Consider the following 24,168-nt stretch of genomic DNA (forward strand, 5'->3'; position numbering starts at 1 on the left):
CATCGCCCGTAACGGCGCGGCTTCAATTTTCAGCGGGTAATCCCGCAGACGAGATAGAGCCATGAAGATTCGCAACAGCCTCAAGTCGCTCAAGGACCGCCACCGGGATTGCCGCGTGATCCGTCGCCGTGGCCGCACTTATGTGATCAACAAGACCAACCGCCGCTTCAAGGCGCGCCAGGGTTGATGTCTGCCTCGCCGCGGCCAAGCCGTGGCGGGATTTGAAGAGAGGCCCCTGCGAAAGCGGGGGCTTTTCTTATGCGTGTTTTCCGCGTGTCATTCGGGCCCGGAACCGGCAGCCCAACACTTGATCGAGGTGATTCGTGAGCCAGACTGCCGGAAACATCAAAGCCGTCGTGTTCGACGTAGGCCGGGTGCTCTATCACTGGGATCTGCGCCACCTTTTCGAAAAGCTGATCGACGATCGGGAGGAACTGGACTGGTTTCTCGAAAACGTCGTCACCGAGGAATGGCATTTCGAGCATGATCGCGGCCGCGCGCTGGCGGATATGGTGCCGGAACGGATCGCGCTTTATCCCGAACATGCCGATCTGATCCGCGCCTATGCCACGCGCTTCAGCGAAACCGTGCCGGGCCCGGTCGAAGGCACGATCGAACTGGCGCATGCGCTGCACGCGCAGGGCGTACCGCTCTACGCCATCACTAATTTCGGGCACGAGTTCTGGGCGATGTTCCGCCCGGGCCGACCGGTATTCGACCTGTTCGGGGACATCGTCGTCTCCGGCACGGAGAAACTCGCCAAGCCCGATCCCGCGATCTACCGGCTGGCGGAAAGCCGCTTCGGCCATGCGCCGGGCGCCATGCTGTTCGTGGACGACAATCCCGCAAACATCGCCAGCGCGCGCGAATGCGGCTGGAACGGCCATCTCTTCACCGATGCCGCTACGCTGGAAGCGGAACTGAAAGCGCTCGGCCTGCTGGGCTGAGCTTCCGGACGGGCAGGGCTTTGAAACCACTGGAACCCTGAAACCACGGGGGTCCGGAACGGAAAAGGGCCCCCGCGCGGTTGGTCGCAGGGGCCCTCACATCCCGGCCAGAGATGGGGCAGGTGGCCGGGAACGTGTTCTTCCGATTACTTGTTGCAGCGGGCCAGCGCGCTTTCGTCGAGCGCGGCATCGCCCTTGGCGAATGCGGAGATCTGGCCGACCTTCTGCGCCAAACGGGCGCATTCGAGTTCGGCGCGCGAGCCGCCCTTGGTGCCGGTGCAGCTATTGTCAGAGCAGCTCCAGATCACGCCGTTGAGAATTTCGCGCCGGGGTTCGGCGAGCGGCGAGGCGAGTTCGGCCCGGTAATAGGCGGTGCCCGCAGCAGCGACTGCCGGAACAGGGACGATGCTGGCGAAGGCGCCGGCAAGGGCGAAGGTCGAGGCAAGCAACGCGACATCGGCGCGTCGGGCGACGCTGAAAATGCGGTTCATGACGAATTCCCTCTGTGATCCTGTCGGCCCGGCTGAGGCGCGGTCCAACTTTCCCTCAAACTCAGTTGCGAATCGCTACTTAAGATATTAGGTTTCTGGTAGCAACTAAAAACTTATTGCGCATCGGACTGTGCATGGTGAACAGGTGAAACCGACTGGATGAGGATTGCAGGTCTGCGCGAACCACTATCAGACGTAGTCGCATGCGGGCTGCCGCAAGCGTTGGAAGTCATGGGCGAGCGTTGGTCGTTCATGATCCTGCGCGCGGCGTTCAACAAGCTCTGCCATTTCGAGGAATTCCTCAGCGAGCTGGGCATTGCGCGCAACATCCTGTCCAACCGCCTCGCCAAGCTGGTCGAGCACGGTGTGCTGAAGCGCGAGCCTTGCCCCGACGACCGGCGCAAGATCGAATATCGCCTCACCGAAAAGGGGATCGACCTGCTGCCCGCCATGCTGGCCCTGCGCCAGTGGGGCGAGAAATATACGATGCAGGAAGCATCGAACCCGGTGCTGGTCGATTCGCGGGACTGGCTGCCGATCGCCCCGATCACGATCCACGGGCACGACGGGCGCGAGCTGAAATATGCCGAACTGCGCTGGCAGGATCGTTCGCGCCTGGGCGAATGCTGCGACCGGGAAACGTCGGAGCCGGACCCGAATCTCTAAGTCCTAATCCCTAGAGCGCCCGGTACATCACGAAGGCGTCGACATAGCCCAGCCGCTTGTGCCGGAACGCTTCGGGCAGGCGGCCGATCACCTGCAGCCCCAGCCGCTGCCACAGGCGCACGGCCTGTTCGTTGGTGGCAATCACCAGATTGAACTGCATCGCGCGATATCCGGCATCCTTCGCCCGGGCGAAGCTGTCATGCGCCATGGCGCTGGCAATTCCTTTCCCGCGCGCGGCGGGGTGGGTCATGTAACCGGCGTTGGCGACATGGTCTGCAAGGCCGGTGGAATTGGGCTTGAGATAATAGGTGCCGAGCACGGCGCCATCCGCTTCGGCCACGAACACGGCCTTGTCCGGCGCGAACCAATATTCGAAAGCCCCAGCCCGATCGAGCGCGGGATCGAGCGGATAGGTCGCCCCGTCGCGGATCACCGGTTCGAGGATCGTCCAGATCGCATCATGGTCGGCGGCAGTGGCGGGACGGATGGCAAGATCGGCAGTCGGCATTGCAGCTCTTTCAAGCTCTTGGGGGCTGCCTCCTGTAGCTCAGCGCCTCGGCAATGTGAATCCGCCCGATCTGTTCCGCCCCTGCGAGATCGGCGATGGTGCGGGCGACGCGCAGCATGCGGGTGTAGCCGCGTGCGGAAAGGCGCATCGCATCGGCTGCCTGCAACAACAGCTTTTGCCCAGCGTCATCGGGCGTGGCGAAGCGGTCCAGCGCTTCGCCGTTGAGTTCCGCATTGGTGCGGGCGCCGGTCTCGGCGGTCCGCGCGTTCTGGATTCGGCGAGCGCGGGCGACGCGGGCGGATACTTCGGCCGAGCCTTCGGCAGGCGGGGGCAGGGCGAGGTCTGCCGCGCTGACCGGATCGACTTCGACATGCAGGTCGATCCGGTCGAGCAGCGGGCCCGAAACCTTGCTCTGATAATCGGCGGCGCAGCGCGGCGCGCGGCTGCAGGCGAGCGCGGGATCGCCCAGATGCCCGCAGCGGCACGGGTTCATTGCCGCCACCAGCTGCACTCGCGCGGGGAAGGTCACATGGGCATTGGCCCGCGCCACGCTGACCTCGCCGGTCTCCAGCGGCTGGCGCAGGCTGTCGAGCACCGCGCGCTGGAACTCGGGCAATTCGTCAAGGAACAGCACGCCCAGATGGGCCATGGAAACCTCGCCCGGCCGCACGCGCAGGCCACCGCCGGTCAGGGCTGCCATCGAGGCGGAATGATGCGGGCTGCGGAACGGGCGCGTGCGGCTGATCCGTCCGCCTTCCAGTTCCCCGGCCACTGAGGCGACCATGGAGACTTCCAGTGCCTCTGGCGGGGTAAGGTCCGGCAATATGCCCGGCAGGCAGGAAGCGAGTAGGGACTTACCCGCGCCCGGTGGCCCGATCATCAGCAGATTATTGACATTAGGATCATCAGTTGAAAAGGACCCCTAATGACCGCTGACACTCAAATATCCAGTCCCATCAAGGCATACAGCTATCTCCGGTGCAGCACCCCCGAACAGATGCAGGGGGACAGCTTTCGTCGCCAGATCGCTCTAGCGGATGCATATTGTCTCAAGCGTGGGTGGGAACTGGACCGCACCCTCATCCTTCACGATATTGGGATGTCGGCTTTCCGAGGGCGAAATGCCGTGGAAGGCAACCTTGGCCGCTTTTTCGAGCATGTCCAAACTGGCGAGGTTGCATCGGGTAGCATTCTATTGATCGAGAGCTTGGACCGCTTCAGTCGCCAAGAGATCGGCGTTGCTCAGCTTGCTTTCCTGAACCTTCTCAGGAGCGGGATCAGCATTGTTACCCTGCTTGACGAACAGGAATATAGCTGGGCGAGCGTCAATTCGGGCGATGGCATGATGCGCCTAATCAGTTCCCTTACGATCATGGCTCGCGCCCACGAGGAAAGCGCCACAAAGGCTCGACGCCTCAAGGCCGCATGGGCGGCAAAGCGTGACAGGCTGGCAGATGGCAAGGCGTTCACGTCCAAGGTTCCTGCATGGATGCGCCTTAACCCGAACAGTGGTGGGATTGAGCTAATTCCCGAGAGGGCGGCTATCGTGGAGCGGGTTTTTCGGGAGACTTTGGAGGGCCAAGGCCAGCACCACATTGCAGCCAGCCTCAACCGTGAAGGGGTGAAACCTTGGGGCCGCGCGAAGTTCTGGCAGCGGTCCTACATCGCCAAGATACTGACCAATGAGGCAGTTATCGGGACCTTTGTTCCCCACACCCTGGACTACGTGGACGGCAAGAAAACCCGGACACCCCAAGAGCCTGTGCGGGGCTATTTCCCTGCTGCGGTCTCTAAGGAACTTTGGGCTGACGTTCGGGCTATCAGTGACGGTAAGCCCCGCGCGAGGGGACGTCATGCCGCTCGCCCTGTCTCCCACATGCTCGCACGGCTCGCCAAGTGCCCCGAATGCGGCGGCACGATGACAAGGGTAGCAAAGGGGAAACGTAGCCATCCGGCCCTTGTGTGTGCGGCGGCCAAGTCTCGTGCTGGATGCGCCTACAAGACTGTCCGCGTGGACATGTTAGAGGACGCGATAGTGGAGCGGCTTCCTGTTCGTTTGAGGGACGCACCAGCAGGGAACCGAGACACTGAGCTAGATACAATGGTCTTGAGTGCCGGGGAGGCTTTCAGCGACGTTAGCGACCGAATTGCACGAATATTGGAAGCAATTGAAGCGGGCGGGGATAGCTTGACGCTGGCGTCACGCCTCCGCGTCCTTGAGGGCGAATATGAGGAAGCCCGCGACACCCTGCGCCGGTTGGAGGCTCGCCGCGCGGAAACGGCGGGGCAGACTGTCCAAGCGAGGATTGCGCGGCTGCTGGGGACCCTAGAGCCGGAGGAAGGGGACCCATTGGACGTGGTGGCCATCAATGCCGCGATGCTCGCAGTATTCGAGCAGGTCGTGGTGGACTACCGGCACGGGGTCTTGGACTTTGTGTGGCAGCATGGTGGAAGCGTGGAGTTGCCGTTTGCGCTTCCTTCCGATGGGGCGGTCTAATAAGGCCTTCGCTCAATGGCCGATCTAGTTCACCCCTCTTTCGTGCAACCGCCAGACCCAAATGTCCGTCTTTGGCGCTACATGGATTTGTCCAAGTTCGTTGCGCTTCTGCAAACAAAAGCCCTCGCCTTTCCTCGTTCAGACACACTCGGAGACCCGTTCGAGGGAAGTGCACCGGCTCAAAATGCGGTGGCTCGCGACGAGGCGTTTAGAGTGCGCAAAGAGACGCCGGAGGCCGACCCTTACAAAGACATTCCAGACGACATACTGGGCAAAATCTTTGAGCAATGGAGCCATCTGAGAAAGAGCGCCGTGAAGGCCACTTTCGTTAGCTGTTGGCACATGAACGAGTCCGAGTCTGCGGCTATGTGGCGGATTTATAGCAAGTCTAGTGACGCGGTCTGTATCCAAACCACCTATGCGAAACTAGCAAAAGAACTGCCTGATGACGTGCCGATGGGGGTTGTTCATTATATCGACTACAAAACAGCGGGTGTGAGTGAAGGTAACATGTTCAACCCGTTTCTAATAAAGCGCCTATCATTTTCCCATGAACGTGAAGCCCGAGCGATAACGCTGGATGGGTCTATCTTCGATGGGGCAGACGTGCCGGTTATCAAGCAATTCCCTGTCTCCTTGGATGCGCTGATTGAGCGCATTTACGTCAGCCCTGAGGCGCCGGACTGGTTCGCAGACGTTGTAGCCGGTCTAGTGAAAGCCTATGGCCTTGATAAGCCCGTGTCCCATTCAGAGCTAAGCGCCACTCCGTTTTTCTAGGAGTGTGCGCCGGTCGCTGAAGCCCAACAACAACAAACAACCCGCCGCTTTAGCGACCTTTTGGAAACCGAATGGTCGTGAAGTTCGGGGGAACCCTCTGTGCCCGGAAGGGGGACCCGCTCGCTCGACAATCGCCTTTGCCGTCCGGCTTCCCTCCCACTCTCTCTCGTTCCACGTCACGCTTCCCCGCTGCGATCTACCGGGGGATGCTGCGTGCCATATGTCCGCGCTAGGCGACCGGCGAGGCGCGACGGTTGGGAGATTGAGGGCCTGAACATTGCTCTTGCCTGTTCATACAAAACCGACTAACGGACGTTACGCAGTTATGTATGAGGCTGAGCATGTGCAGGGTTGTCGCTTATTATCGCGTTTCAACTGAGGGGCAGGGGCGCTCAGGGCTGGGGCTTGAAGCCCAGCGCGAGGCAGTGTCCAGCCTGTGTAGTTCGCGAGGCTGGCAGATGGTGGCAGAGTTCACAGAGGTTGAGAGCGGTAAGCGTAGCGACCGGCCCGAGCTTCAGGCAGCGATGCACAGGGCCAAGGTGACAGGCGCGACCCTTGTGGTGGCGAAGCTGGACCGTCTCTCGCGTAGCGTGGCGTTCCTGTCCGCCCTTCAGGACAGCGGCGGGCGCTTCCTCGCTGCTGACATGCCGGAAGCGAACGAACTAACGGTGCATATCATGGCAGCGGTCGCACAGGCTGAGCGCAAAGCCATATCCCGCCGCACCATTGAGGCGCTTGCAGCCGCGAAGGCACGGGGGACGCGACTGGGCAATCCCAACGGTGCCGCCGCGCTTCGGAGAGCCGCCAAAGGCAATGTTGCCGCAATTGAAGCGGTGAAGGCTGGCGCTGCCGAACGGGCAACGGACCTTGCACCTGTCATTGCCGATATTCAGGCCGCAGGGGCAACGTCGCTTCAGGCTATTGCCAGCGAGTTGAACGTGAGGGGGATCGTGACGCCTCGTGGGGGCAAGTGGCACCCTAGCTCTGTGCGGAACCTGCTGGCGCGGCTTGGGGCCAACGGATAATCAGCGGGGCTTAGGACTATCTGCATTCGGAGGGGAATATGATGCGATTATCCACGCGGCTACGCTGCGAGTTTGCAATTGGCCTTGCGTTGCTGTTGGGGAGTTGCGGAAGCCACAGTGCAGAGGAAGCCTACCAGCTTGCCGACATAGCTCGTGCAAATGCCGCAAACGCTTGGGAGAGGTGTGACGAGCTTTCCAGCCGGATAAGCGACTTGGAAGACAAGATGAGCGATGTTGAGGATCGGCTTATAATGTAGAGCGAGCCTTCCCGCGAACATTTTGGCCGCGTGGGTCACCTCCCCTGTGTTCGCGAAACTTGCTCGCCATGCGTGTGAGTGCACCCCAGTTCTCTGAGAACTCTATTGGTAAGGTTATCCGCCCACTAGTGTAACGGCACCTGTGCACTGTGACGATTTTCGTAACCTATGCCATTGCGCGTGTCGCGCTGCTGAGGCACAAAGGTGGCAGGAACGGTGAACGCAGCATCCCCCGAATGAAAGGGGAGCCGATTGCGCTACCGGAACGTTCACCGTTCCCCCGCACGTTCGGCTGAGCCTTAGCGCGGTTAGCCTGCCGCTGCTTATAGCGGCTTGATGAACTGCGCAGGGAAATACTTTTCCCCCGCCTGTCCTAGTCGAGTTACCGGAGGCCTTTGGGGCCGCCGTTTTGCTCAACTGCTAGGCATAGTGCTTTTACCGGGAATCAGGCGCAAGGCTTTAAATGCGGGATTCACGATCAATGACTGGGCTAGGGCTTGGTGCTGTAGCCCGGCAACACACTCAAACGCCCGGCAAAGCTCCACTCGCGCGGAGCGCAAGAGTAAAAATGAATCCGGGCAAAAATTTTCATGTGAAGTTTTCTATTTCAGGGCTTTTATTCCACCGAATCGGTTAGTGGCAGATGCTTACTGCCCCTCTCATCAGTGACGGCATTTTTAATTCTGTGTTCTGGCTTTTTGCTGCCCCGTCACTTGGGCAAGGTTGCGGCCATGCTTCAAGCCCATGTTTTCATTGGTGGGAATGTCCCAAATCGTAGACTAAATAATTGAAAAACATGGATTATGTGGATTCACAGGGGCTTGGCTCTGTGTCATCAATGGGGGCGGGGTAATGGTGCCCCATGCAGAAAACGACGGGGGCCTTGTGGTTCGTTTGGATTTTGAGATTGCAGCCGAAGGCTATGGGCTGCTGAGCGTTGCCGACATGGGCGAGGGTGGTCTTGTGCTTTCCCAGCAGAATGAAGCGGGCAAGGTTGAACAGGTGGCAGTGAGCCGCGAACAGTTGCTTGCAGCACTGGCCAGCGTTGCGCCACGTTATGCCGACGCGAAAAACACAGAGCCGCATGGTGACTGTGCAGTGCTGGATATTTGAGACTGAGTGCAATGGGAGACCTGAGCCTTTCGGACGTGTCGTGGGCTCTACGCCTCCGCCAGCCTGTCTTGCGACTGGATGGGCGGGCGGTATCATCTGAGGCACAGGCTCTCGTCTCCCATGTGCTGGATACGATTGTGCTGCCCTCCCTGCCTCCCCAGCGTCCCACTAGCATCGCGAACATGCGCAAGGCCGTGGAGGCACTGCTTGCCGGTTTGCTTGCGGCACAAGAGGCCGAGTGGGGCGAGGGGTGGCGTAGCCGTCCGTTGTCCAATGGGAGCTTCACCGGGGAGACGGTGGGCCGCACTCAGTTCCTCAAGGCACTGGGGGCTTTGGAACGGGCTGGAATGCTAGACCGTGTGGGAGGCTTTCGTGGCCGTGACGCTGCCCAGACAGGAAAGCCGGGGGTGGACACACGCCTGAGGCTGACCGGGGAGGCACTGCGGATCGCTGAGGGCTTTGGGGTTGCGATTGGTAACGTAGGGCAGCATTTCGGCTGAACAGACTGCTGAGAGACCCTTGAAGGGAGACAGGAATGGGAGACCCAAGCAATGACTGGGAAGGGTCTTTCCTTTTCCACTCAGGCCCTACTTTAAGTCTCCTATAAGATTATCCTCTCTGTCTCCTATTAGTGAACTCAAGTGAGCTTAAAGCAATCTGCACGTCCCCATCCTGTCCTAACGCTATACTAGGACGAAAAGTCCCCAGCCTATCGGTCCAGCGTCACGCGGTCCGCAAGGCTATTCGCCCTCGCCTTCGCTGGTTTGGGTAGATGGAGGTCATTGATATACCTCTATTTTGCCCTCAGGAGGTCGCTGAGAGTCGATAGAGGTCTGCTGGGCACTGGGCCTAGCAAAAGACGTTTCGACTCTCAGTGACTCTCCTAGCGCCTTATAGGGCCTAGGGGCCTTTAGCGCCTGATTTGGACCACGAGTGGAGACAGCAGAGACCGTGCATAGTCTCGCTGCTCTGGCCCCAGCCGGTCTATGGCGTCCGTAGCGATGGCTTGGGCTTCCTCGCGGCTGGACGTGTTGCCGATAGCCGCCAGAGCGGTGGCAATGGTCTCCCGGTCAGTGTCCGCCAGTCCCTCGCGGGAACGAACGGCAGACAGGGCGTCCGTCACACGCTGCTGATTTGCGTTCGCAGTGGCCGTGTAGGCGAGAGGGTTGCGGACCTGCGAGGATGGCGACCGGAGCTTTTCTAGCTCTGCCCTGATTTCCTCTGACCGCTTCCTATTCGCGGGAGTGATCCACTCGCCCACGTATCCCTCAGGAATCTCGCTATCCCGGATGGGGACACCATCGGACAGGGTCATGCGCTCAGGGTCAACCGTGTCCAGTTCCTTGAGCAACTCAGCTTCACGAGGCAGCAGGGGGCGAGGCTTCCACTTGGGGTCTCGCGGGAATCTCCCGCTCTCGGCATAAGACCCCAGCCGGTCAATGAGGGCGTTGCCTGCATTGCCAGCGGTGAGCTTGGAAGGGTCCGAAAGGTAGGCCTCAAACTGGGCAGGGGAGATAGCCCCATCCTTGAGGGCGGCGAGTGCCCCAGCGTCCTGCTCGGCTGGCCGGAGGCCCGTGCGTTCGTAAATCAGGCCTCGCCATCCACCTGAGGGAGTGACGTTGTCGCGGGCGTTGCGAATAGCGACCTTGCGCCCTTCCGCCTCCAAGCGGTCAGCTTCCGCCTTGGCCAGATAGGGAGCGTCCAGAGCCTCAGCCATAGCGCGGGAGAGACCGCCTATGTCGGTCGGTCCCTTTGCTTCCCTCGCTGCCGCAACATCGGGCAACTGGGCGAAGCGTTTGGCATTGGCGGCAAGGTCAATTGCGTCCTGCGCTGCTCGCCCTTCGGAGCGAGAGACAGCCGCACGGCCCAGCCGTCCGCCGATAGCTCCACCTAGGGGACCGCCAGCCTTCCAGCCTGCCGTGGAGCCGAGAGCTTCCGCGAGGGCTTTGGTGACGCCATTGCTGCTACCGGACGTTTCGGAAACATAGGCGCGAAGGCGACGAGCCTTTTCGATTCCGTCCGCTACCGCTTCACCGGCTGGGGTGCCATCGCGTAGCGACTGGACCTCAGCATCGGACAGCAGGTGGCGGCGGGCCATTGCAGACTTGAGGCTGGCCTTGAGGGAAGGGGGAAGGTCCAGAGCGCTAATCTCGTCTGCCGGGAGATAGCTAGCTTCCAAGTCTGAGACCCTATTCAGCAGTGTGGAATGCTGGCCCTTGGAGAGCTTCCGCTTGGCCCCGTCCACCATCATGGTCTGCACAATCCGGTCCAGATCGTCGGCAACCTGTGCATCTGTAAGGACGTGGGGATTTGCAGCCTGCTCGCGAGCGAATTGGGCGTCCGCCAGCTTGGGCAGCAATTTGCGAGCTACGGGGCTGAGGGCAGCGTTCCCGGCCTTCGCAGCACCATGCAGCGCAACGCCTCCCACGGCACCTGTGGCAGCGCCAAAGGCTGCACCGTCTAGCCGTTCCAGCGGATTGCCTTCGTCAGAACCGGCACCGTATGCAGCGCCGTAGACCGCGCCAGTCTTTGCGGCAGACTTCAGCTTGCCCAGAGCGCCAGCGGCCTTTGCGGCTCCACCGGCAACGCCAGTAATGGGGACAAGACTTCCGCCTACTGCCCCAGCGCCATAGGCCCACGGGTGTTCGTCCTGGGCTGCTGCTAACAAGTCTCGATTGTAGCGAACATTGGCGTCGTATGCGGCGGAAAAGCCATTGCCGTCCCACACGGTCTTGCGACCATCGCCGGGAATGAATGCCCCCAGCCCAGCGTCTATTTCATCGCCAAAGCCGAAAGTGAGGGCGTCGGCAAAGCCTAGAACGCCAGCCTCAAATGCAGACGTGCGGTCAGCGTTGGGCGTCTCGTCCAGCGGGTAGCCGTCCGGGGTGAGACGTTGCCGGGCGCTGGCGGCTTGCTGCTGCTGATATGCTGCCTCTTGTTGGGCCAGCCACTCGTCTGAAAAGTGGGGATTGGAGACGACTGGGGGAGGCGTTGCGTTGTCGATAGCTGCCTGTCCTGTGTCCACCATGGGGGAGGCAGGGGTAGCGGGAGGGGCCTGCGGAGGCTGAGGGCGCTGAGGCGAGCGACGGGGACCGGCAGAGGCCATAATGTCCGCGACAACAGCGTCCTGTTGGGCAGGGGAAAGCGATAGGAACGTGTCATCAACTTCAACACGTCCCACGCCTTCGATCTCGATGATTGGCATAGGTGTTTTGGGTTCCAATTGGATATTGCCCCCACGGTGCAGCGTCCGGGGGATAGTGTGCGCACATGGTCGGACGTGCGGGGGCGTTGGGGAAAGGGCCGCCTACAGAATGCAGGGCGACCAAAAGGGTTAGGTGGTGCTCAGGCGAGCAAGTCCGCCTTCCACTGGCGTATCCAGCGACAGCCGGAGGAGTATGTGACGTTGAAGCGCTCACCTAAGGCCGTGCCGGTGCAGCCGGTCGCAAGCCAGTAGTCGCGGGCGTCTTTGTGCCGTTCGGAGTATCGTGTGGTGTTCGTCACGCTCTTGTGTTCGGAGCGTTGAAGGGGGCGAAGATGGCTGGGCTCAGCGCATAAGCGGTGGCGACACAGGTGGTCGCATTCGAGACCCTCAGGCCATTGCTCCCACCCCCGATGGGCTCGGAGAATGAAGCGGTGAAAGGGTTCCTTGAGTTTGCGCCCCTCTACGGTCCAAGTCTTGTGGAGATACCCGTCTGTGTTCGGCTGATGGGAGACACAAACTTGGCATGGCTTCTCAAGCTCAGGGTTGGGCGAGGGTAACGCTTCAAAACGCATGGCGCGGGCTTGGCGAAACGAACGGCGTAGAGGGTCTGTCATACCATCCCCGCCAGATCGGCATGGTAGTGGCGCAGCAACTTTCGTGCGGCTGCTAGTTTGTCTGCCTTCGCGCCGCCCGGAGCGGCTAGGAGCGTAAGGGCGGCGACAGTGGCGTTCGCCCCGTCAATGTCAGAGCGGGGAATGGTGCCATTGGCGATTAGGCGTTCCACGAGCCTTTCGGCTGCTAGGCGTGCCGCGACCTTTGCCGCTGCGGCATCTTCGGCACTCCACCCTTTCGGGCCGCGAGTGCGCTTGTAAGCACGGCGCATGTTCTCAGGGCGGCGCATAGCCGCAAGTTTCTTTGCGTAGGCGCTTCGTTCTTCGGGCGTCATGTCGTGCCACACGCCGCTGTAGCGTTTGCGGTCGTTCGGAGGCTCTGGGGCGAGAGGCGTTGGGGGTGGTGGAGGCGTTGCCGGGTATTCGAGTGCTTTGGCGACAAACTCCGCGATAGTTGCAGGGTCCGCGTCGGACGCACGGCTAGAGGGACGGCCCTTACGTGCTGGGGCCGCGAATGATGGCTTGTTCATGGTGGTGGTGCTGGGTTTGAGGTTGTTGAATGCGGAGGGCCGCCGAACGCAACACGTTGCAGGCGGCTCTGGATATGGGGGGGGTTATTCGGTGGAGAGCCAGAAGCGGCGGAAATGCGCCGGTCTCTGGATATGGTGGTTGTTTATTCCAGAGGGTGGCGAGCGGAGGATGTTGTTGCGGTCTCTCTCCTAAATGTGGAGGTATATTCCAAAATGTGCGCAACACGTGTGCAACGCTTTGAAAATATAGCCTTTTTCTGGCTAGACAATTCCGGTGCAAAATCAGCCCCTTGAGCGGCATTTGACCTTGGCTACATAGCAAGCTAATAATGTTGATCTTTGAACGAACCGCGGACCAGATTGACTCACGGAGACACCACGCCCACTCCCGCCCACTCCAAGGAGACGAAACGCCATGCGCTGCGAGTGGGAAGACAGAGACGCCCCAGACGATAAGGGTATTTACGTGGAGGCGTTCGCGGTCGGTCTCGTGGTATTCGTAGCCATTATCTTTGGCGCAATTACGTGCTGGCGCTTCCTGTTCGGTTAGCGATTTAGTCACCGCTTCCCCGGATAGCTGCGATTGTGATTGCGAGGGGGCAACATGAAACCGAGAGCCATCTTTGGTCTGTTGGCATTATGTGCAGCGACTTCAGCCGCTGGCCAGTCGGACGCCAAACGCTTTGATTTGGTCTGTTTGGGTGGAGGCGCTGCGAACAAAGCGACCTACGCTCAGGCGAACGCATGGGACAGTAATGGCGGCTATGCGTCGGCCAATGTCGTGGGGAACCGGAGCGTTCCTTTTGACGATCAAGTGAACCTCTGGATTGAGGGAGGCGAGGGGCGCATTCGTATGCCTCGCGCCATGCTGCCTGTCATTCGTGGGGGCGAGGATGGGTGGTTCAAAATCAAGTCCATCAAGATTGGCGAGAACGAAATCACTGCCTCTGTGGCCGTGAACGTGATGAACAACCCCAAGCTGCGAATTGATCGGCTGACTGGCGCTATCAGTATCTCAGGGAAGGCGGGCGACTATGTCGGCACCTGCCAGCCTTACGATCCCAGCACCGTCCAGCGGAGGTTCTGAGCCATGCGGAGGCAGAACGTCTCAAGGTGGCTAGGGGCAGCGGCAGGCCTTGCGCTTATAGCCATAAGCAGCCCAGCGCCGCTCAGTGCCCACGGTGGGGGTCTCGCTGCTGACGGTTGCCACATGGACCGCAAGACAGGGACCCGTCACTGTCACAGGGGGCCTAATGCTGGGGCAACCTCTGTGCCCAAGCAGAGCCTGCGTGGCAGCGGGAACGGTGGTGGCGGTGGGCGAGAGGTCTACTATCCCAACTGTTCAGCAGCCCGTGCGGCTGGGGCCGCGCCTGTCTATCGGGGCGATCCGGGCTACGGGAAGCACTTGGACCGGGATGGGGACGGGAAGGGGTGCGAGTGATTAGTTATCCGGCGAAGGAAGTGCAGGATTCCCGTTCGAGTCCCCCTCGCCTTCTACTGCGAAGCCTAGAGATTCCAGAACGCCCTCCCCGTGTGAAATAAGCTTCTCGGCCCCTTCTGCAGCTTGACCTGAGAAGATTAGCAAGCCGCCCACTGCTGCCAGCGCCGTCTTCGTCGCTTTGAAAATCTGCTTTGCCGTCCCTGTTTTTGCTTCGGGCAATTTTGCTGCTCGGGTTACATCGGCGACTGCCGCTCCAAAAATCCGTGTGACGCCCTCCACGCCAAGATGTTCGAATGCGCGAACAGCGAAGAGGACAGTTTCAAGATGCGATACAATGAGGCGTTCCAAGGCCGCATCCAAATCAGCCTCTTTCGTTTGGGTGATTGCGCTCTCAAGGGTCTTTATCAATTCTTGACGCAACTCGATTGGCGGGATTGAAAGCGACGGGCGTTTAAGTGTGTCGCTAGCCATGAACAATATGTCGATATGGTTCTGCTGGTTATGCAGATGGTCAACCGTTTTCCCAAGCAAGCCCGGTGGCAGCATAAGGTTGCGGAGGATTTCCGCTGCACCTTGATAAAGTTTCCGAGAACGCTCTGAGATATCGGCTTCTTCTATTTCGAAAGAAAGGCGATCAAATTTTTCTGCTAAGACATTGATCCCAAGTAGAAAATTTGCACTCCACTCAGGCTCTTGCCACATGAAGCCCAAAACAGAGGTAATCGTGTCGCGGCCGTGATTGGAATGTTTGATGATCGTCTCTGCCAATTCAGGCAATTCGCCGGCAACTGTCATACCAATTCTCCTAGTATTTCAGTGATAGTGGCATCTATCCGCAAGTGGCTAGACCGTTGGAGATTTTTTACGCCTGAATGTCATTGAATGTCGCCTCCTTTACGTCACAACTTGAGCAGATTGTGGCCGCCTGCCGCCGCGATCTCCAGGGCGCGTTTCGCGGTCTCCTGCCCCTTCACTTGCCTGAGGTCAGGTCCGCGCGCGGGTTCGTCCACTTCGCCCGGCTCCGGCTCGGGCAGGCGCTGCGTGCCCTTGAGGTGATTGAGCAGGCTGACGAGGTCCGGTGCGGCGCAGACCGGCACGCCGGAGGCCCAGCGCGCTTCCGCTCCTTGCGCGGCGGGACAGATCAGGCCCTTGTCCTGCTGGCTGGCGTGGATCGCGGCGAGCAGCACGCCGGGGGAGGGGACGATTCGCCCGTCCAGCGCCAGTTCGCCCACTGCCACCCAGTCCGCCAGCTGTTCCGCATCGGTCACGCCCATGGCGGCGAGCAGGGCCAGCGCGATGGGCAGATCGTAATGGCTGCCTTCCTTGGGCAGGTCCGCCGGGGAGAGGTTGATGGTGATCCTTTTGGGCGGCAGCGAAAGGCCCATGGCGGCGAGCGCGGCTTGCACTCGCTCGCGGCTTTCGCCCACGGCCTTGTCCGGCAGGCCGACAATGGCGAAGCGCGGCATGCCCGGCGCCACCTGGCACTGCACCTCCACGGCGCGCGCCTCCAGCCCGAGATAGGCCACCGTCGATACGAGTGCGACCAAGAGACCCCCAAATACCCTTTGCGCAGAAGACGATAACGTCGCGGGCCGGGCTGTCTATCGCAGTAGCGCGGTTCGCTCCGCTTCGGATGTAAGAGCGACCTACGCAAGTCCACGCAGAACAGGGTGAAGAAGCCGTAAAGCAGGTTTGCTCAGATTTGGGCAGGACCCGCAGGCCCACTATCCGGCCATGCAACGGGGTCACCTCATTCTTACCGCCATTTGCGGGCTGGCTGCCATATGCGCCCCGGCCATCGCCAATGCGCGCGTGACGATTGTGGAAACAATTGAATACGAGGTGGTGGAGGAAGCGTCCGATTTCGGGGCTTCCGCCGAACGCTTCGTTTCCGGCACCGTGCTGGAAGAGGTTTCCGGCATTGCCACTTACGGCCCCTTCCGCGTGATCGACGAGAGCCATGCCGCCCTGGTCGGCATCACGGACGATCGCAGCCCGCGGCAATTCGCTGCCATGCTGCGCGACTATCCGGGGCTCGCCACGCTGGAACTGATCGAGTGCCCCGGCACTTTCGACGATCTCGCCAATCTCGAACTCGGCCGGATGATTCGCCGCGCCGGGATCGACACCCGCGTGCCGCGCGGGGGTTCGGTCCGTTCGGGGGCAGTGGAACTTTTCCTGGCCGGCGCCGACCGGACCATCGAGGATGGCGCGCGCTTTGCGGTCCATGCCTGGGAAGACGATTCGGGGCGGCAGGCAGGCGACTATGCAATCAGCGCGCCTGAGAACCGCAAATATATCAACTATTACCGAGAAATGGGCATGTCGGGCGAGCAGGCGCAGGCCTTCTATGCCATGACGAATTCCGTGCCGTTCGAGGACGCCCGCTGGCTTTCCGCCGAGGAAATGCGCGGTTGGGTGGATTATGGGCAGGCACCTCACGCGCCGCCGTCGGTGGTGCCCCTGCCGGCGGCGGCACCAGCCGCGGAGGAATTCGTTCCCAAGCTGGCATATCTTGACTTGGCGGCGCTGCTCCACTAACCGCGCCCCCATTCTGAAGGTCGCCTCGTCCAAGGGCGGGCGGCTTTTTTGTTGGTGCCGTGCATGCGGCACATGTTTGGAATTTCTGAAGGGTTCAGATCATGAAGCGCACTTTCCAGCCGAGCAATCTCGTGCGCAGCCGCCGTCACGGCTTCCGCGCACGCAAGGCCACTGTTGGCGGCCGCAAGGTTCTCGCCGCTCGCCGCGCGCGCGGCCGCAAGAAGCTGAGCGCCTGATTTAGCGGCTCTTTGCGGGCCTGGCTTCGGCTGGGCCTTACGCATCGCTCCGGCCCGCTTCCTTTCCTTGCCGTGCCCGAATGGGGCGGCCGGGCAAGGAAGCGGGCCGGTGCCGCTTCCGGCGCACAGGCTTTCCGGCTAACGACATCCTGCCATGCAGCCGGACCTTTCCACCCTGCGCAAACGGGCGGACTTCCTTGCCGCGAATCACGGGCTGCGCGTGGCGCGCCCCGGCTTCGTGCTGCTCGCCCGGCCCAATGGCGGGTTGGGCATGCGGTTCGGCATCACTGTCACCAAGAAAGTCGGCAATGCCGTGGTGCGCAATCGCATGAAGCGCCGCTTTCGCGAATTGCTGCGCGCCACCCTGCCGCTTGAAGGTCTGCCCGATCATGACCATGTTCTGATCGGCCGCGAAGGCGGGATCGAACGCGATTTCGCCCGGCTGAAGGACGAACTCGGCGCCGCGCTGAAACGCGCCGCCGAAGGCAAGGGGGATGCACCGCGCCGTCCGCGCGGGAAACGGCGATGAAGCGGATTTTCATCCTGGTGGCGCGCTTCTGGCAGTTGGGCCCTTCGCGCATCCTGCCGCCATCCTGCCGCTATGCGCCGTCCTGCTCGCAATATGCGATCGAGGCGCTGGAGAAATATGGTGCGATGAAGGGTGGATGGCTTGCGCTCAAGCGTCTATTGCGCTGCCACCCTTGGGGAGGGCACGGGTACGACCCCGTGCCGTGAAATACCCGTGTCGCATCTGTGCGGCGCGGTCAGCCGATGAATTGACGGGAACTAGGATCGCCAGTGGACAATAAGCGCAACATCATCCTGTTCGTGGTGCTCAGCGCCGTGATGCTGTTCGGCTGGGACGCGTTCTCGCGCTGGTATTTCCCCCAGCCGGTCCAGAAGCCCGCAGTGGAACAGACGGCCGGTTCGTCCTCCGCCGAGGACGAGAAGCTGCGCCATTCGCGCACCAACCGCGAAGGCGGGCTGCACAATGCGGCCGACATCGCGCAGGAACGCAAGGATCTGGCCACCGATCTGGCCGCGCCTGTCCGCGTGAAGATCGCCGCGCCCGAGATTGCCGGCTCGATCAACCCCGTCGGCGCGCGGATCGACGACCTGACGCTGACCAAGCATTTGCAGGGCATCGAAAAGGGCAGCGATCCCGTACGCCTGTTCTCGCCCGCAGGCACTCCGGCGGAATATTTCAGCCAGTTCGGCTTCATGCTGGACGGCCAGCTTGCCAGTTCGGGCGATACGCCATGGCAGGTCTCCGGCGGTCCGCTGGCACCGGGCAAGCCGGTCACGCTCAACTGGGACAATGGCAAGGGCCAGCTCTTCTCCATCAAGTTCACGGTGGACGAGCATTACATGATCACTGCCGAGCAGACCGTGGCCAACACGGGTGCGGCGCCGGTAGTGGTGCAGCCCTATGCCCTGATCAAGCGCACCAGCAAGACGGCCAGCGGCGATTCGTGGAACGTCCATTCCGGCCCCATCGGTGCCTTCGACGAAGCCGTGACCTATGGCCCGGATTACGACGATCTGGCCGAAAGCGGCAGCGAGAAGCCCACTGGCCGGCCCGACTGGATGGGCTTTACCGACATTTACTGGCTCGCCGCGCTGGTCGCGCAGGATGGGCAGGACGCGCAGGCCCAGTTCCGCTCGCTGGGCGGGGAACTGTTCCAGGCCGATCTCAACTATCAGCCCGTCACCGTGCCTGCCGGCAAGGCGACGACCCGCACAACCCGTCTTTTCGCCGGGGCCAAGGAAAGCGACCTGCTGGGCGCCTATCAGGATGCCGGCATTCCCAATTTCAGCCGCGCGATCGACTGGGGCTGGTTCGAAATCCTCGAAAAGCCGATTCTCTGGCTGCTGAAGCATCTCTTCGCGCTGGTCGGCAATTTCGGCGTCGCGATCATGCTGCTGACTGTGGTGATCCGCGGGTTGATGTTCCCCATTGCGCAGAAGCAATTCGCCTCCATGGCGGCGATGCGTGCCATCCAGCCCAAGATGAAGGCGCTGCAGGAACGCTACAAGGACGACAAGCAGAAGCAGCAGCAGGAGATCATGGCGCTCTACAAGTCGGAAGGCGTCAATCCGCTCGCTGGCTGTTTGCCGCTGCTGCTGCAGATTCCGATCTTCTTCGCGCTCTACAAGGTGCTGATCCTGTCGCTCGACATGCGCCACCAGCCCTTCGCGCTGTGGATCAAGGACCTTTCCGCGCCCGATCCGCTGCATATCCTGAACCTGTTCGGCATGCTGCCTTACGATGTACCCTCCATGCTGGCGATCGGGCCGCTGGCGGTGCTGCTGGGCATCACCATGTTCCTGCAGTTCAAGCTGAACCCGGCCCAGATGGACCCGGTGCAGCAGCAGATGTTCATGATCATGCCTTGGGTGCTGATGTTCGTGATGGCGCCCTTCGCGGCCGGTCTGCTGCTTTACTGGTGCACCTCCAACCTGCTGACCATTGCCCAGCAGGCCTATCTCTACAGCCGCCATCCGCAGCTGAAGGCGCAGGCCGACAAGGACAAGGTCGATCAGGAGCGTGCCAAGGCGCGCGACAAGAAGGGCTGAGGAGCACCTGCCCGGCATGAGTGACGATATCGACGATCTGGCCGAACGTGCGGGCAAGCTGTTCTCGGGGCGGGTGGAATTCCTCAAATCCGCCCCGGAACTGAAGTTCCTGCCCGATCCGCAAGTGCCTGAAATCGCCTTTTGCGGACGTTCCAATGTCGGCAAGAGCTCGCTGCTCAATGCGCTCACCGGACGCCGCTCGATCGCGCGAGCTTCGGTGACGCCGGGCCGCACGCAGGAGCTGAACTTCTTCGAAGTGGGCGATCCCACCCAGTTCCGGCTGGTCGACATGCCCGGCTATGGTTTCGCCAAGGCGCCGCCCAAGGTGGTGGCGAAGTGGAAGATGCTGGTGCGCGATTATCTGCGCGGGCGGCAGGTGCTCAAGCGCACGCTGGTGCTGATCGATGCCCGCCACGGCCCCAAGCCGGTGGATGTCGAGATGATGAATATGCTCGACGAATCCGCCGCCAGTTACCGTGTGGTGCTGACTAAGGCCGACAAGATCAAGGCGAGCGAGCTGGCCGCGGCCCTTGCCGCCACGCAGGCCGAAGCGCGCAAGCATCCCGCCGCTTTCCCGGTGGTGCATGTCACCTCGGCCGAAAAGAAGATGGGCATCGACGAATTGCGGGCCGCCGTGCTGTCCGATGTCGAGCTGTAATCGCCAGCCATGATCGCGCGTGAGCTGATCGATACGGCGCAGGTGCCGGGCGGCGAGGAATTGCGCCTGTTCCGCCATGGCCGCGATTTCATGATCGTGCTGGACCGCAACGAACTGATGAGCACGCGGATGAGCGGCTCGGAACAGGCGCTCGCCACCATGAGCTGCGAGCGGATTGCCGGGCAGCGCGCGCCGCATCTGCTGATCGGCGGCTATGGCATGGGCTTCACTCTGCGCGCCGCTTTGGCGGTACTGGGGGCCGATGCGAAGCTGACCGTGGCCGAACTGGTGCCGCAGATCATCGAATGGGCGCGCGGGCCGATGGCGGAACTGGCCGCCGGCTGCCTTGACGATCCGCGCGTGCGGCTGATCGAGGAAGATGTCGGGCTGGTGATCGCCAATGCCCGCAACACCTATGACGCGATCCTGCTCGACGTGGACAACGGGCCGGACGGGCTGGTGCGGCAGGAGAATGACCGGATCTATTCGCGTCAGGGCCTGCTGGCCGCGCGCGAGGCACTGCGTCCCGGTGGCGTGCTGGCGATCTGGTCCGCCGGGCCGGACCCGGCCTTTGCCGGGCGGCTGCGCAAGGCGGGCTTCGATGTCGAGGAAGTGGCGGTGCGGGCACGCAGCAACGGCAAGGGTGCCAAGCATGTGATCTGGTTCGCCCGCCCTGTTCGCCGTGGGCAGGCATAAGGCGGGAAAGAGGATAAGGCAGGAATGAAGCGCTTCGGTTCCGTCCTGACGCCCCTGTTCGCGCTCTCTGCCGGTCTGCTGCTGGCAGGCGCTTCCCCCGCCGCCGATCAGGGCGCGGCCTTCCGCGCCGCGCTGGCTGAAGCGCCACTGGCGCCGGGCGTGAAGCCCAAGGCCTATGACGTCACTATCGTCCTCTATTTCGATTACCAGTGCGCCTATTGCAAGAAACAGCACCTCTCGCTGATGGACCTGCTGCAGCGGGACAAGCGAGTGCGGGTTGTCTATCGCGACTGGCCGGTATTCGGCGCGGTGTCGCAGCGCGCCGCGCGCCTTGCCATCGCCTCGCAGTTCCAGGGCCGCCATGCCGCCTTCCACGACGCGCTGATGCGCACCAAGGGCAAGCTGGACGAAACCGCGCTGAAGGCCGCCGCTCGCACTGCCAAGGTCGACTGGGCAAGGCTTGAGGCCGATTTGGCGGCCAATGGCGCCAAGATCGACGCGCTGATGCGCCAGTCGCGCAGCCAGGCCGCCCAGATCGGGCTGGAAGGCACGCCGGGCATGGTCGTGGGCAGCTATATCGTGCCGGGCGCGATCAATATCACCGGCCTGCTCGACGTAGTGCAGCGCGTGCGCACGGGCGCTTGAAGAAAATCAATTCCATTCGCGGGGAATGGGGCTAGAGGGGCGGGCATGACCGGGTTCCGGCATCTCCTCCTGCGCCATCGCGCGCTGGCAGCGCTGCTGCTGGCCCTGGCGCTTTGCCTCAAGGCCGTGGTGCCGATGGGCTATATGGTGGATGCCAGCGGCGCGACCTTCACCATGCGCATCTGCGATGGGCAGACGGTGAAGACCATCGAAGTCGCGATCCCCGGCAAGAAGGCCGATCCCGACACAACCCGCGCGCAGGAAGCCAGCCATTGCCCCTATACCGCCCTTGCCATGGGCGGACTGGCGGGGGCCGACATGCTGCTGGCGGCGGCGCTGGTGTTCATCCTGCTGCTGGGCTTCGCGCCGATCGCGCCGCCCGTGCTGCGCCCGGTTCCCTTCGCTACGCCGCCCCTGCGCGGCCCGCCCGCCTACGCCTGACCTGCGGGCCGGATTTTCGGCCCCTGTTCGTACGACACTGCCCGGCTGCTCAGGAAGCGGCGCGGGCCAATCCGTCAGGCCGATCCCCATGAGGGGGACAAACGGGACGTAATTTTCATGACTCTTCGCATTTCCACCTATCGCGCCGCGCTTGTTGCCGGCTGCTGCCTTGCCACCCTTTCCCTCGCCGCCCCCGCCTTCGCGCAGGAGGCCGCAGGCGAGGAGGACGATACCGCAACTCTCGAAGCCGGCCCGCTCGAGGCTGGCGGCGAGGGCACTGTCACCATTACCGGGCCGATCACCGGCGGCGAAATGGGCCGCAGCACTATCGCGCGCCGTCAGGCTTCCACCAGCGACACGGCCGCCGTGCTGACCCGCATTCCCGGCGTCAGCGTGGCGACCGGCGGCGGCTTTTCCTCCATGCCCGCGATCCGGGGCCTGTCCGAACAGCGCCTGACGGTGCTGGTGGACGGGCAGGCAATCGACATGTCCTGCCCCAACGATATGAACTCGCCCCTGTCCTACACCGATCCGCAGAATGTGGCCTCGATCCGCGTGCTCACCGGCGTGGCTCCGGTCAGCAAGGGCGGCGACAATATCGGCGGCGTGATCGCAGTGGATTCCGCCCCGCCGCAATTCTCGATCAGCGATTCCATGCTGCTGACCGGCGAGGCTTCGGCCTTCTACCGCTCGAATGGCGACGGCTTCGGCGGTGCAGTCAGGCTGACGGCGGCCAGCCGCCATGTCAGCGCCACCTATACCGGCTCCTACACTCAGTCGGAGCAGTATGAGGGCGGCGGGGACACCGGGATCGTCCGCTCCAGCGAATATGCCAAGACCGACCATGCGCTGGCCCTGGCGGTGCAGAGCGGCACCAGCCTGTTCCAGCTGAAGGGCGGCTATCACTTCTCGCCCTACGAAGGCTTCGTGAACCAGTATATGGACATGACCTCGAACAAGAGCTGGTTCCTCAACGGCAGCTATCGCGGCGTGTTCGACTGGGGCAAGCTGGACCTTGCCGCCGCGTACCGCGACACCGACCATGTGATGAACTTCCTGGAAGACAAGCTGCCCGGTTCCATGCCGATGAACACCGAAGTGCACAGCTTCGATGCCTCGGCCAGGGTCGAACTGCCGCTCTCCATGCACGATACCCTGCGGCTGGGCGGCGAATATCACCACCAGTGGCTCGACGATTACTGGCCGCCGGTCGCGGGCAGCATGATGATGGGCCCGAATGAATATGTGAACATCAATGCCGCCACGCGCGACCGGATCGGCACCTATGCCGAATGGGAACGCCACTGGAGCGATTCCGTCCGCACCACGGCCGGTATCCGGTATGACCGGGTGGAAATGGATACGGGCGATGTTCAGCCCTATGGCACCGGCATGATGCAGATGGCGGATGTGATGGCCGCCAATGCGTTCAACGCATCAGACCGCAAGCGGGTCGACAATAATTGGTCCGGCTCCTTCCTGCTTACCTGGCAGGCTTCGGATATGGCCGCGCTGGAACTGGGCTATGCCCACAAGACGCGCTCGCCTAATATCTATGAGCGTTACAGCTGGGGCCGTGGCTCGATGGCGAGCCGGATGATCGGCTGGTATGGCGACGGGAACGGCTATGTCGGCAATCCGGACCTGAAGCCGGAACGGGCCGACACGGTCAGCGCGGCACTGGCGCTGGGTGGCGGATCGCAGGGCTGGTCGCTGCGCGTGGCGCCCTATTACACTCATGTCAGCGATTATATCGATGCCGAGTTCGTGCAGGTGCTGAAGGACATGATGAACATGCCTTCGCCCTTCGTGCAGCTGCAATTCGCCAATCAGGAAGCGGAATTCTACGGCGTCGACGTGTCGGGCGGCGTAGATCTGTGGCGCGGCGAGGGGCAGGACGGCACGCGCCTGAATGCCACCGCATCCTGGCTCCAGGGGGATAATCTCACCGACGGCGGCCCGCTCTATCGCCAGATGCCCTTCAATGCCCGCCTCTCGCTCGATCACCGGCAGGGCGCGCTGGAACTGGGCGCTGAGCTGGAATGGGTCGCGGAAAAGACCCGCGTCGATGCCACTCGCAACGAGGTGGAAACCGGTGCCTATGCGCTGGTCAACCTCAGCGCGGCCTATACGATTGGCGGGGTGCGCGTGAGCCTTGAGGCGCAGAACCTGTTCGACAAGGCCTATGCCCTGCCGCTCGGCGGCATGTCGCTGGGCGATTACGGGGTGACCGGCGATCTGGGCCCCGTGCCGGGCCGTGGCCGCTCGATCAATGTGGGGCTCAGCACCCGCTTCTGATCCATGAA

At 62.0% G+C, this 24,168-nt stretch carries 25 protein-coding genes and 2 pseudogenes; 19 read left to right on the plus strand and 8 right to left on the minus strand.

Annotated elements, in window-relative coordinates; genetic code table 11:
• Positions 1-61 precede the first annotated feature (61 nt).
• Positions 62-187 carry a type B 50S ribosomal protein L36 gene (gene ykgO, locus WFP36_RS08655; RefSeq protein ID WP_029941846.1) on the plus strand — a complete coding sequence of 42 codons (126 nt, stop codon included), beginning with the start codon at positions 62-64 and terminating at the stop codon, positions 185-187.
• 136 nt (positions 188-323) lie between these two features.
• Positions 324-947, plus strand: a complete 624-nt coding sequence (locus WFP36_RS08660; RefSeq protein WP_336979693.1) for an HAD family hydrolase — start codon at positions 324-326, stop codon at positions 945-947.
• A 146-nt stretch (positions 948-1,093) separates the two neighbouring features.
• Here the strand turns inward: WFP36_RS08660 and WFP36_RS08665 are convergent, their stop codons facing one another.
• Positions 1,094-1,438, minus strand: a complete 345-nt coding sequence (locus WFP36_RS08665; RefSeq protein WP_336979695.1) for a CC_3452 family protein — start codon at positions 1,436-1,438, stop codon at positions 1,094-1,096.
• A gap of 159 nt (positions 1,439-1,597) precedes the next feature.
• On the opposite strand from WFP36_RS08665, the gene WFP36_RS08670 reads away from it, so the two are divergent.
• The gene (locus tag WFP36_RS08670; RefSeq protein WP_419716623.1) at positions 1,598-2,104 is read left to right on the plus strand and encodes a winged helix-turn-helix transcriptional regulator; all 507 of its coding nucleotides are present in this window, start codon (positions 1,598-1,600) and stop codon (positions 2,102-2,104) included.
• Between the two features lie 10 nt (positions 2,105-2,114).
• On the opposite strand, the gene WFP36_RS08675 is transcribed toward WFP36_RS08670, so the two are convergent.
• On the minus strand, positions 2,115-2,612 hold the full coding sequence (locus tag WFP36_RS08675) for a GNAT family N-acetyltransferase (RefSeq protein ID WP_336979697.1): 498 nt from the start codon (positions 2,610-2,612) through the stop codon (positions 2,115-2,117).
• A gap of 10 nt (positions 2,613-2,622) precedes the next feature.
• A pseudogene (locus WFP36_RS08680) lies at positions 2,623-3,504 on the minus strand (YifB family Mg chelatase-like AAA ATPase); the annotation flags it as partial.
• 33 nt (positions 3,505-3,537) lie between these two features.
• On the opposite strand from WFP36_RS08680, the gene WFP36_RS08685 reads away from it, so the two are divergent.
• From WFP36_RS08685 to WFP36_RS08700, 4 genes are all read left to right on the plus strand, one after another.
• Positions 3,538-5,109, plus strand: a complete 1,572-nt coding sequence (locus WFP36_RS08685) for a recombinase family protein (protein WP_336979699.1) — start codon at positions 3,538-3,540, stop codon at positions 5,107-5,109.
• A 15-nt stretch (positions 5,110-5,124) separates the two neighbouring features.
• The gene (locus WFP36_RS08690; RefSeq protein WP_336979701.1) at positions 5,125-5,886 is read left to right on the plus strand and encodes a hypothetical protein; all 762 of its coding nucleotides are present in this window, start codon (positions 5,125-5,127) and stop codon (positions 5,884-5,886) included.
• Between the two features lie 341 nt (positions 5,887-6,227).
• Positions 6,228-6,911: a recombinase family protein gene (locus tag WFP36_RS08695; RefSeq protein WP_336979703.1), complete on the plus strand. Its 684-nt coding sequence runs from the start codon at positions 6,228-6,230 to the stop codon at positions 6,909-6,911.
• A gap of 1,109 nt (positions 6,912-8,020) precedes the next feature.
• Positions 8,021-8,281 carry a hypothetical protein gene (locus WFP36_RS08700; RefSeq protein WP_336979705.1) on the plus strand — a complete coding sequence of 87 codons (261 nt, stop codon included), beginning with the start codon at positions 8,021-8,023 and terminating at the stop codon, positions 8,279-8,281.
• A gap of 910 nt (positions 8,282-9,191) precedes the next feature.
• On the opposite strand, the gene WFP36_RS08705 is transcribed toward WFP36_RS08700, so the two are convergent.
• The 3 genes from WFP36_RS08705 to WFP36_RS08710 all read right to left on the minus strand — a co-directional run bounded on the left by WFP36_RS08705 (position 9,192) and on the right by WFP36_RS08710 (position 12,369).
• Positions 9,192-11,309: a hypothetical protein gene (locus tag WFP36_RS08705; protein WP_336979707.1), complete on the minus strand. Its 2,118-nt coding sequence runs from the start codon at positions 11,307-11,309 to the stop codon at positions 9,192-9,194.
• Between the two features lie 317 nt (positions 11,310-11,626).
• Entirely contained in the window at positions 11,627-12,100 is a 474-nt protein-coding gene (locus WFP36_RS16805) for an HNH endonuclease (protein ID WP_419716624.1), read from the minus strand.
• Positions 12,097-12,369 carry a hypothetical protein gene (locus WFP36_RS08710; RefSeq protein ID WP_156313592.1) on the minus strand — a complete coding sequence of 91 codons (273 nt, stop codon included), beginning with the start codon at positions 12,367-12,369 and terminating at the stop codon, positions 12,097-12,099. The genes WFP36_RS16805 and WFP36_RS08710 overlap by 4 nt, the downstream gene beginning before the upstream one ends.
• Positions 12,370-13,231: 862 nt before the next feature.
• Here WFP36_RS08710 and WFP36_RS08715 point away from each other — a divergent pair.
• Positions 13,232-13,714 (plus strand): hypothetical protein, encoded by a 483-nt coding sequence (locus tag WFP36_RS08715; protein ID WP_336979710.1) that lies wholly within the window; start codon positions 13,232-13,234, stop codon positions 13,712-13,714.
• A gap of 3 nt (positions 13,715-13,717) precedes the next feature.
• Complete coding sequence (locus WFP36_RS08720; RefSeq protein WP_336979712.1) at positions 13,718-14,068, plus strand: excalibur calcium-binding domain-containing protein; 351 nt, start codon at positions 13,718-13,720, stop codon at positions 14,066-14,068.
• Here the strand turns inward: WFP36_RS08720 and WFP36_RS08725 are convergent, their stop codons facing one another.
• Together WFP36_RS08725 and WFP36_RS08730 are read right to left on the minus strand one after the other, a co-directional pair.
• Positions 14,069-14,863, minus strand: a complete 795-nt coding sequence (locus WFP36_RS08725; protein ID WP_336979714.1) for a hypothetical protein — start codon at positions 14,861-14,863, stop codon at positions 14,069-14,071. It abuts the gene before it with no gap.
• Positions 14,864-14,976: 113 nt separating this feature from the next.
• Positions 14,977-15,615 (minus strand): annotated as a pseudogene (locus WFP36_RS08730) (magnesium chelatase domain-containing protein); the annotation flags it as partial.
• Between the two features lie 265 nt (positions 15,616-15,880).
• Between WFP36_RS08730 and WFP36_RS08735 the strand changes: the two are divergent.
• From WFP36_RS08735 to WFP36_RS08780, 10 genes are all read left to right on the plus strand, one after another.
• The gene (locus WFP36_RS08735; RefSeq protein ID WP_336979716.1) at positions 15,881-16,609 is read left to right on the plus strand and encodes an alpha/beta hydrolase; all 729 of its coding nucleotides are present in this window, start codon (positions 15,881-15,883) and stop codon (positions 16,607-16,609) included.
• A 101-nt stretch (positions 16,610-16,710) separates the two neighbouring features.
• Positions 16,711-16,845, plus strand: coding sequence for a 50S ribosomal protein L34 (gene rpmH / locus WFP36_RS08740; protein ID WP_336979718.1), 135 nt, complete (start codon positions 16,711-16,713; stop codon positions 16,843-16,845).
• A 154-nt stretch (positions 16,846-16,999) separates the two neighbouring features.
• A complete protein-coding gene (gene rnpA, locus WFP36_RS08745; protein WP_336979720.1) occupies positions 17,000-17,374 on the plus strand; it encodes a ribonuclease P protein component in 375 nt (124 codons plus the stop codon).
• Entirely contained in the window at positions 17,371-17,580 is a 210-nt protein-coding gene (yidD, locus tag WFP36_RS08750; protein WP_336979722.1) for a membrane protein insertion efficiency factor YidD, read from the plus strand. The genes rnpA and yidD overlap by 4 nt, the downstream gene beginning before the upstream one ends.
• 63 nt (positions 17,581-17,643) lie before the next feature.
• Positions 17,644-19,422 (plus strand): membrane protein insertase YidC, encoded by a 1,779-nt coding sequence (gene yidC / locus WFP36_RS08755; RefSeq protein WP_336979724.1) that lies wholly within the window; start codon positions 17,644-17,646, stop codon positions 19,420-19,422.
• A gap of 16 nt (positions 19,423-19,438) precedes the next feature.
• The gene (gene yihA, locus WFP36_RS08760) at positions 19,439-20,080 is read left to right on the plus strand and encodes a ribosome biogenesis GTP-binding protein YihA/YsxC (RefSeq protein WP_336979726.1); all 642 of its coding nucleotides are present in this window, start codon (positions 19,439-19,441) and stop codon (positions 20,078-20,080) included.
• Between the two features lie 9 nt (positions 20,081-20,089).
• Positions 20,090-20,776, plus strand: a complete 687-nt coding sequence (locus WFP36_RS08765) for a spermidine synthase (protein WP_336979728.1) — start codon at positions 20,090-20,092, stop codon at positions 20,774-20,776.
• A 24-nt stretch (positions 20,777-20,800) separates the two neighbouring features.
• Positions 20,801-21,421: a DsbA family protein gene (locus WFP36_RS08770; RefSeq protein WP_336979730.1), complete on the plus strand. Its 621-nt coding sequence runs from the start codon at positions 20,801-20,803 to the stop codon at positions 21,419-21,421.
• A 45-nt stretch (positions 21,422-21,466) separates the two neighbouring features.
• Entirely contained in the window at positions 21,467-21,862 is a 396-nt protein-coding gene (locus WFP36_RS08775; RefSeq protein ID WP_336979732.1) for a DUF2946 family protein, read from the plus strand.
• Between the two features lie 117 nt (positions 21,863-21,979).
• A complete protein-coding gene (locus tag WFP36_RS08780) occupies positions 21,980-24,160 on the plus strand; it encodes a TonB-dependent receptor (RefSeq protein ID WP_336979734.1) in 2,181 nt (726 codons plus the stop codon).
• Positions 24,161-24,168 lie beyond the last annotated feature (8 nt).

It is taken from the genome of Fulverythrobacter fulvus (assembly GCF_037154085.1).
In the GTDB taxonomy this organism is placed as follows: Bacteria; Pseudomonadota; Alphaproteobacteria; order Sphingomonadales; family Sphingomonadaceae; genus Andeanibacterium; species Andeanibacterium fulvum.

Excerpts from the sequence above, each read along its gene's own strand:
- WFP36_RS08700 (WP_336979705.1), top strand. The coding sequence starts at position 8,021 with ATGGTGCCCCATGCAGAAAACGACGGGGGCCTTGTGGTTCGTTTGGAT.
- WFP36_RS08695 (WP_336979703.1), top strand. The coding sequence starts at position 6,228 with ATGTGCAGGGTTGTCGCTTATTATCGCGTTTCAACTGAGGGGCAGGGG.
- WFP36_RS08720 (WP_336979712.1), top strand. The coding sequence starts at position 13,718 with ATGCGGAGGCAGAACGTCTCAAGGTGGCTAGGGGCAGCGGCAGGCCTT.
- WFP36_RS08775 (WP_336979732.1), top strand. The coding sequence starts at position 21,467 with ATGACCGGGTTCCGGCATCTCCTCCTGCGCCATCGCGCGCTGGCAGCG.
- WFP36_RS08665 (WP_336979695.1), bottom strand. The coding sequence starts at position 1,438 with ATGAACCGCATTTTCAGCGTCGCCCGACGCGCCGATGTCGCGTTGCTT.
- WFP36_RS08710 (WP_156313592.1), bottom strand. The coding sequence starts at position 12,369 with ATGCGCCGTGCTTACAAGCGCACTCGCGGCCCGAAAGGGTGGAGTGCC.
- WFP36_RS08675 (WP_336979697.1), bottom strand. The coding sequence starts at position 2,612 with ATGCCGACTGCCGATCTTGCCATCCGTCCCGCCACTGCCGCCGACCAT.
- WFP36_RS08705 (WP_336979707.1), bottom strand. The coding sequence starts at position 11,309 with ATGGTGGACACAGGACAGGCAGCTATCGACAACGCAACGCCTCCCCCA.
- yidD (WP_336979722.1), top strand. The coding sequence starts at position 17,371 with ATGAAGCGGATTTTCATCCTGGTGGCGCGCTTCTGGCAGTTGGGCCCT.
- yihA (WP_336979726.1), top strand. The coding sequence starts at position 19,439 with ATGAGTGACGATATCGACGATCTGGCCGAACGTGCGGGCAAGCTGTTC.
- rnpA (WP_336979720.1), top strand. The coding sequence starts at position 17,000 with ATGCAGCCGGACCTTTCCACCCTGCGCAAACGGGCGGACTTCCTTGCC.
- WFP36_RS08765 (WP_336979728.1), top strand. The coding sequence starts at position 20,090 with ATGATCGCGCGTGAGCTGATCGATACGGCGCAGGTGCCGGGCGGCGAG.
- WFP36_RS08725 (WP_336979714.1), bottom strand. The coding sequence starts at position 14,863 with ATGACAGTTGCCGGCGAATTGCCTGAATTGGCAGAGACGATCATCAAA.
- WFP36_RS08690 (WP_336979701.1), top strand. The coding sequence starts at position 5,125 with ATGGCCGATCTAGTTCACCCCTCTTTCGTGCAACCGCCAGACCCAAAT.
- WFP36_RS16805 (WP_419716624.1), bottom strand. The coding sequence starts at position 12,100 with ATGACAGACCCTCTACGCCGTTCGTTTCGCCAAGCCCGCGCCATGCGT.
- ykgO (WP_029941846.1), top strand. The coding sequence starts at position 62 with ATGAAGATTCGCAACAGCCTCAAGTCGCTCAAGGACCGCCACCGGGAT.
- WFP36_RS08685 (WP_336979699.1), top strand. The coding sequence starts at position 3,538 with ATGACCGCTGACACTCAAATATCCAGTCCCATCAAGGCATACAGCTAT.
- WFP36_RS08770 (WP_336979730.1), top strand. The coding sequence starts at position 20,801 with ATGAAGCGCTTCGGTTCCGTCCTGACGCCCCTGTTCGCGCTCTCTGCC.
- WFP36_RS08670 (WP_419716623.1), top strand. The coding sequence starts at position 1,598 with ATGAGGATTGCAGGTCTGCGCGAACCACTATCAGACGTAGTCGCATGC.
- WFP36_RS08715 (WP_336979710.1), top strand. The coding sequence starts at position 13,232 with ATGAAACCGAGAGCCATCTTTGGTCTGTTGGCATTATGTGCAGCGACT.
- rpmH (WP_336979718.1), top strand. The coding sequence starts at position 16,711 with ATGAAGCGCACTTTCCAGCCGAGCAATCTCGTGCGCAGCCGCCGTCAC.
- WFP36_RS08780 (WP_336979734.1), top strand. The coding sequence starts at position 21,980 with ATGACTCTTCGCATTTCCACCTATCGCGCCGCGCTTGTTGCCGGCTGC.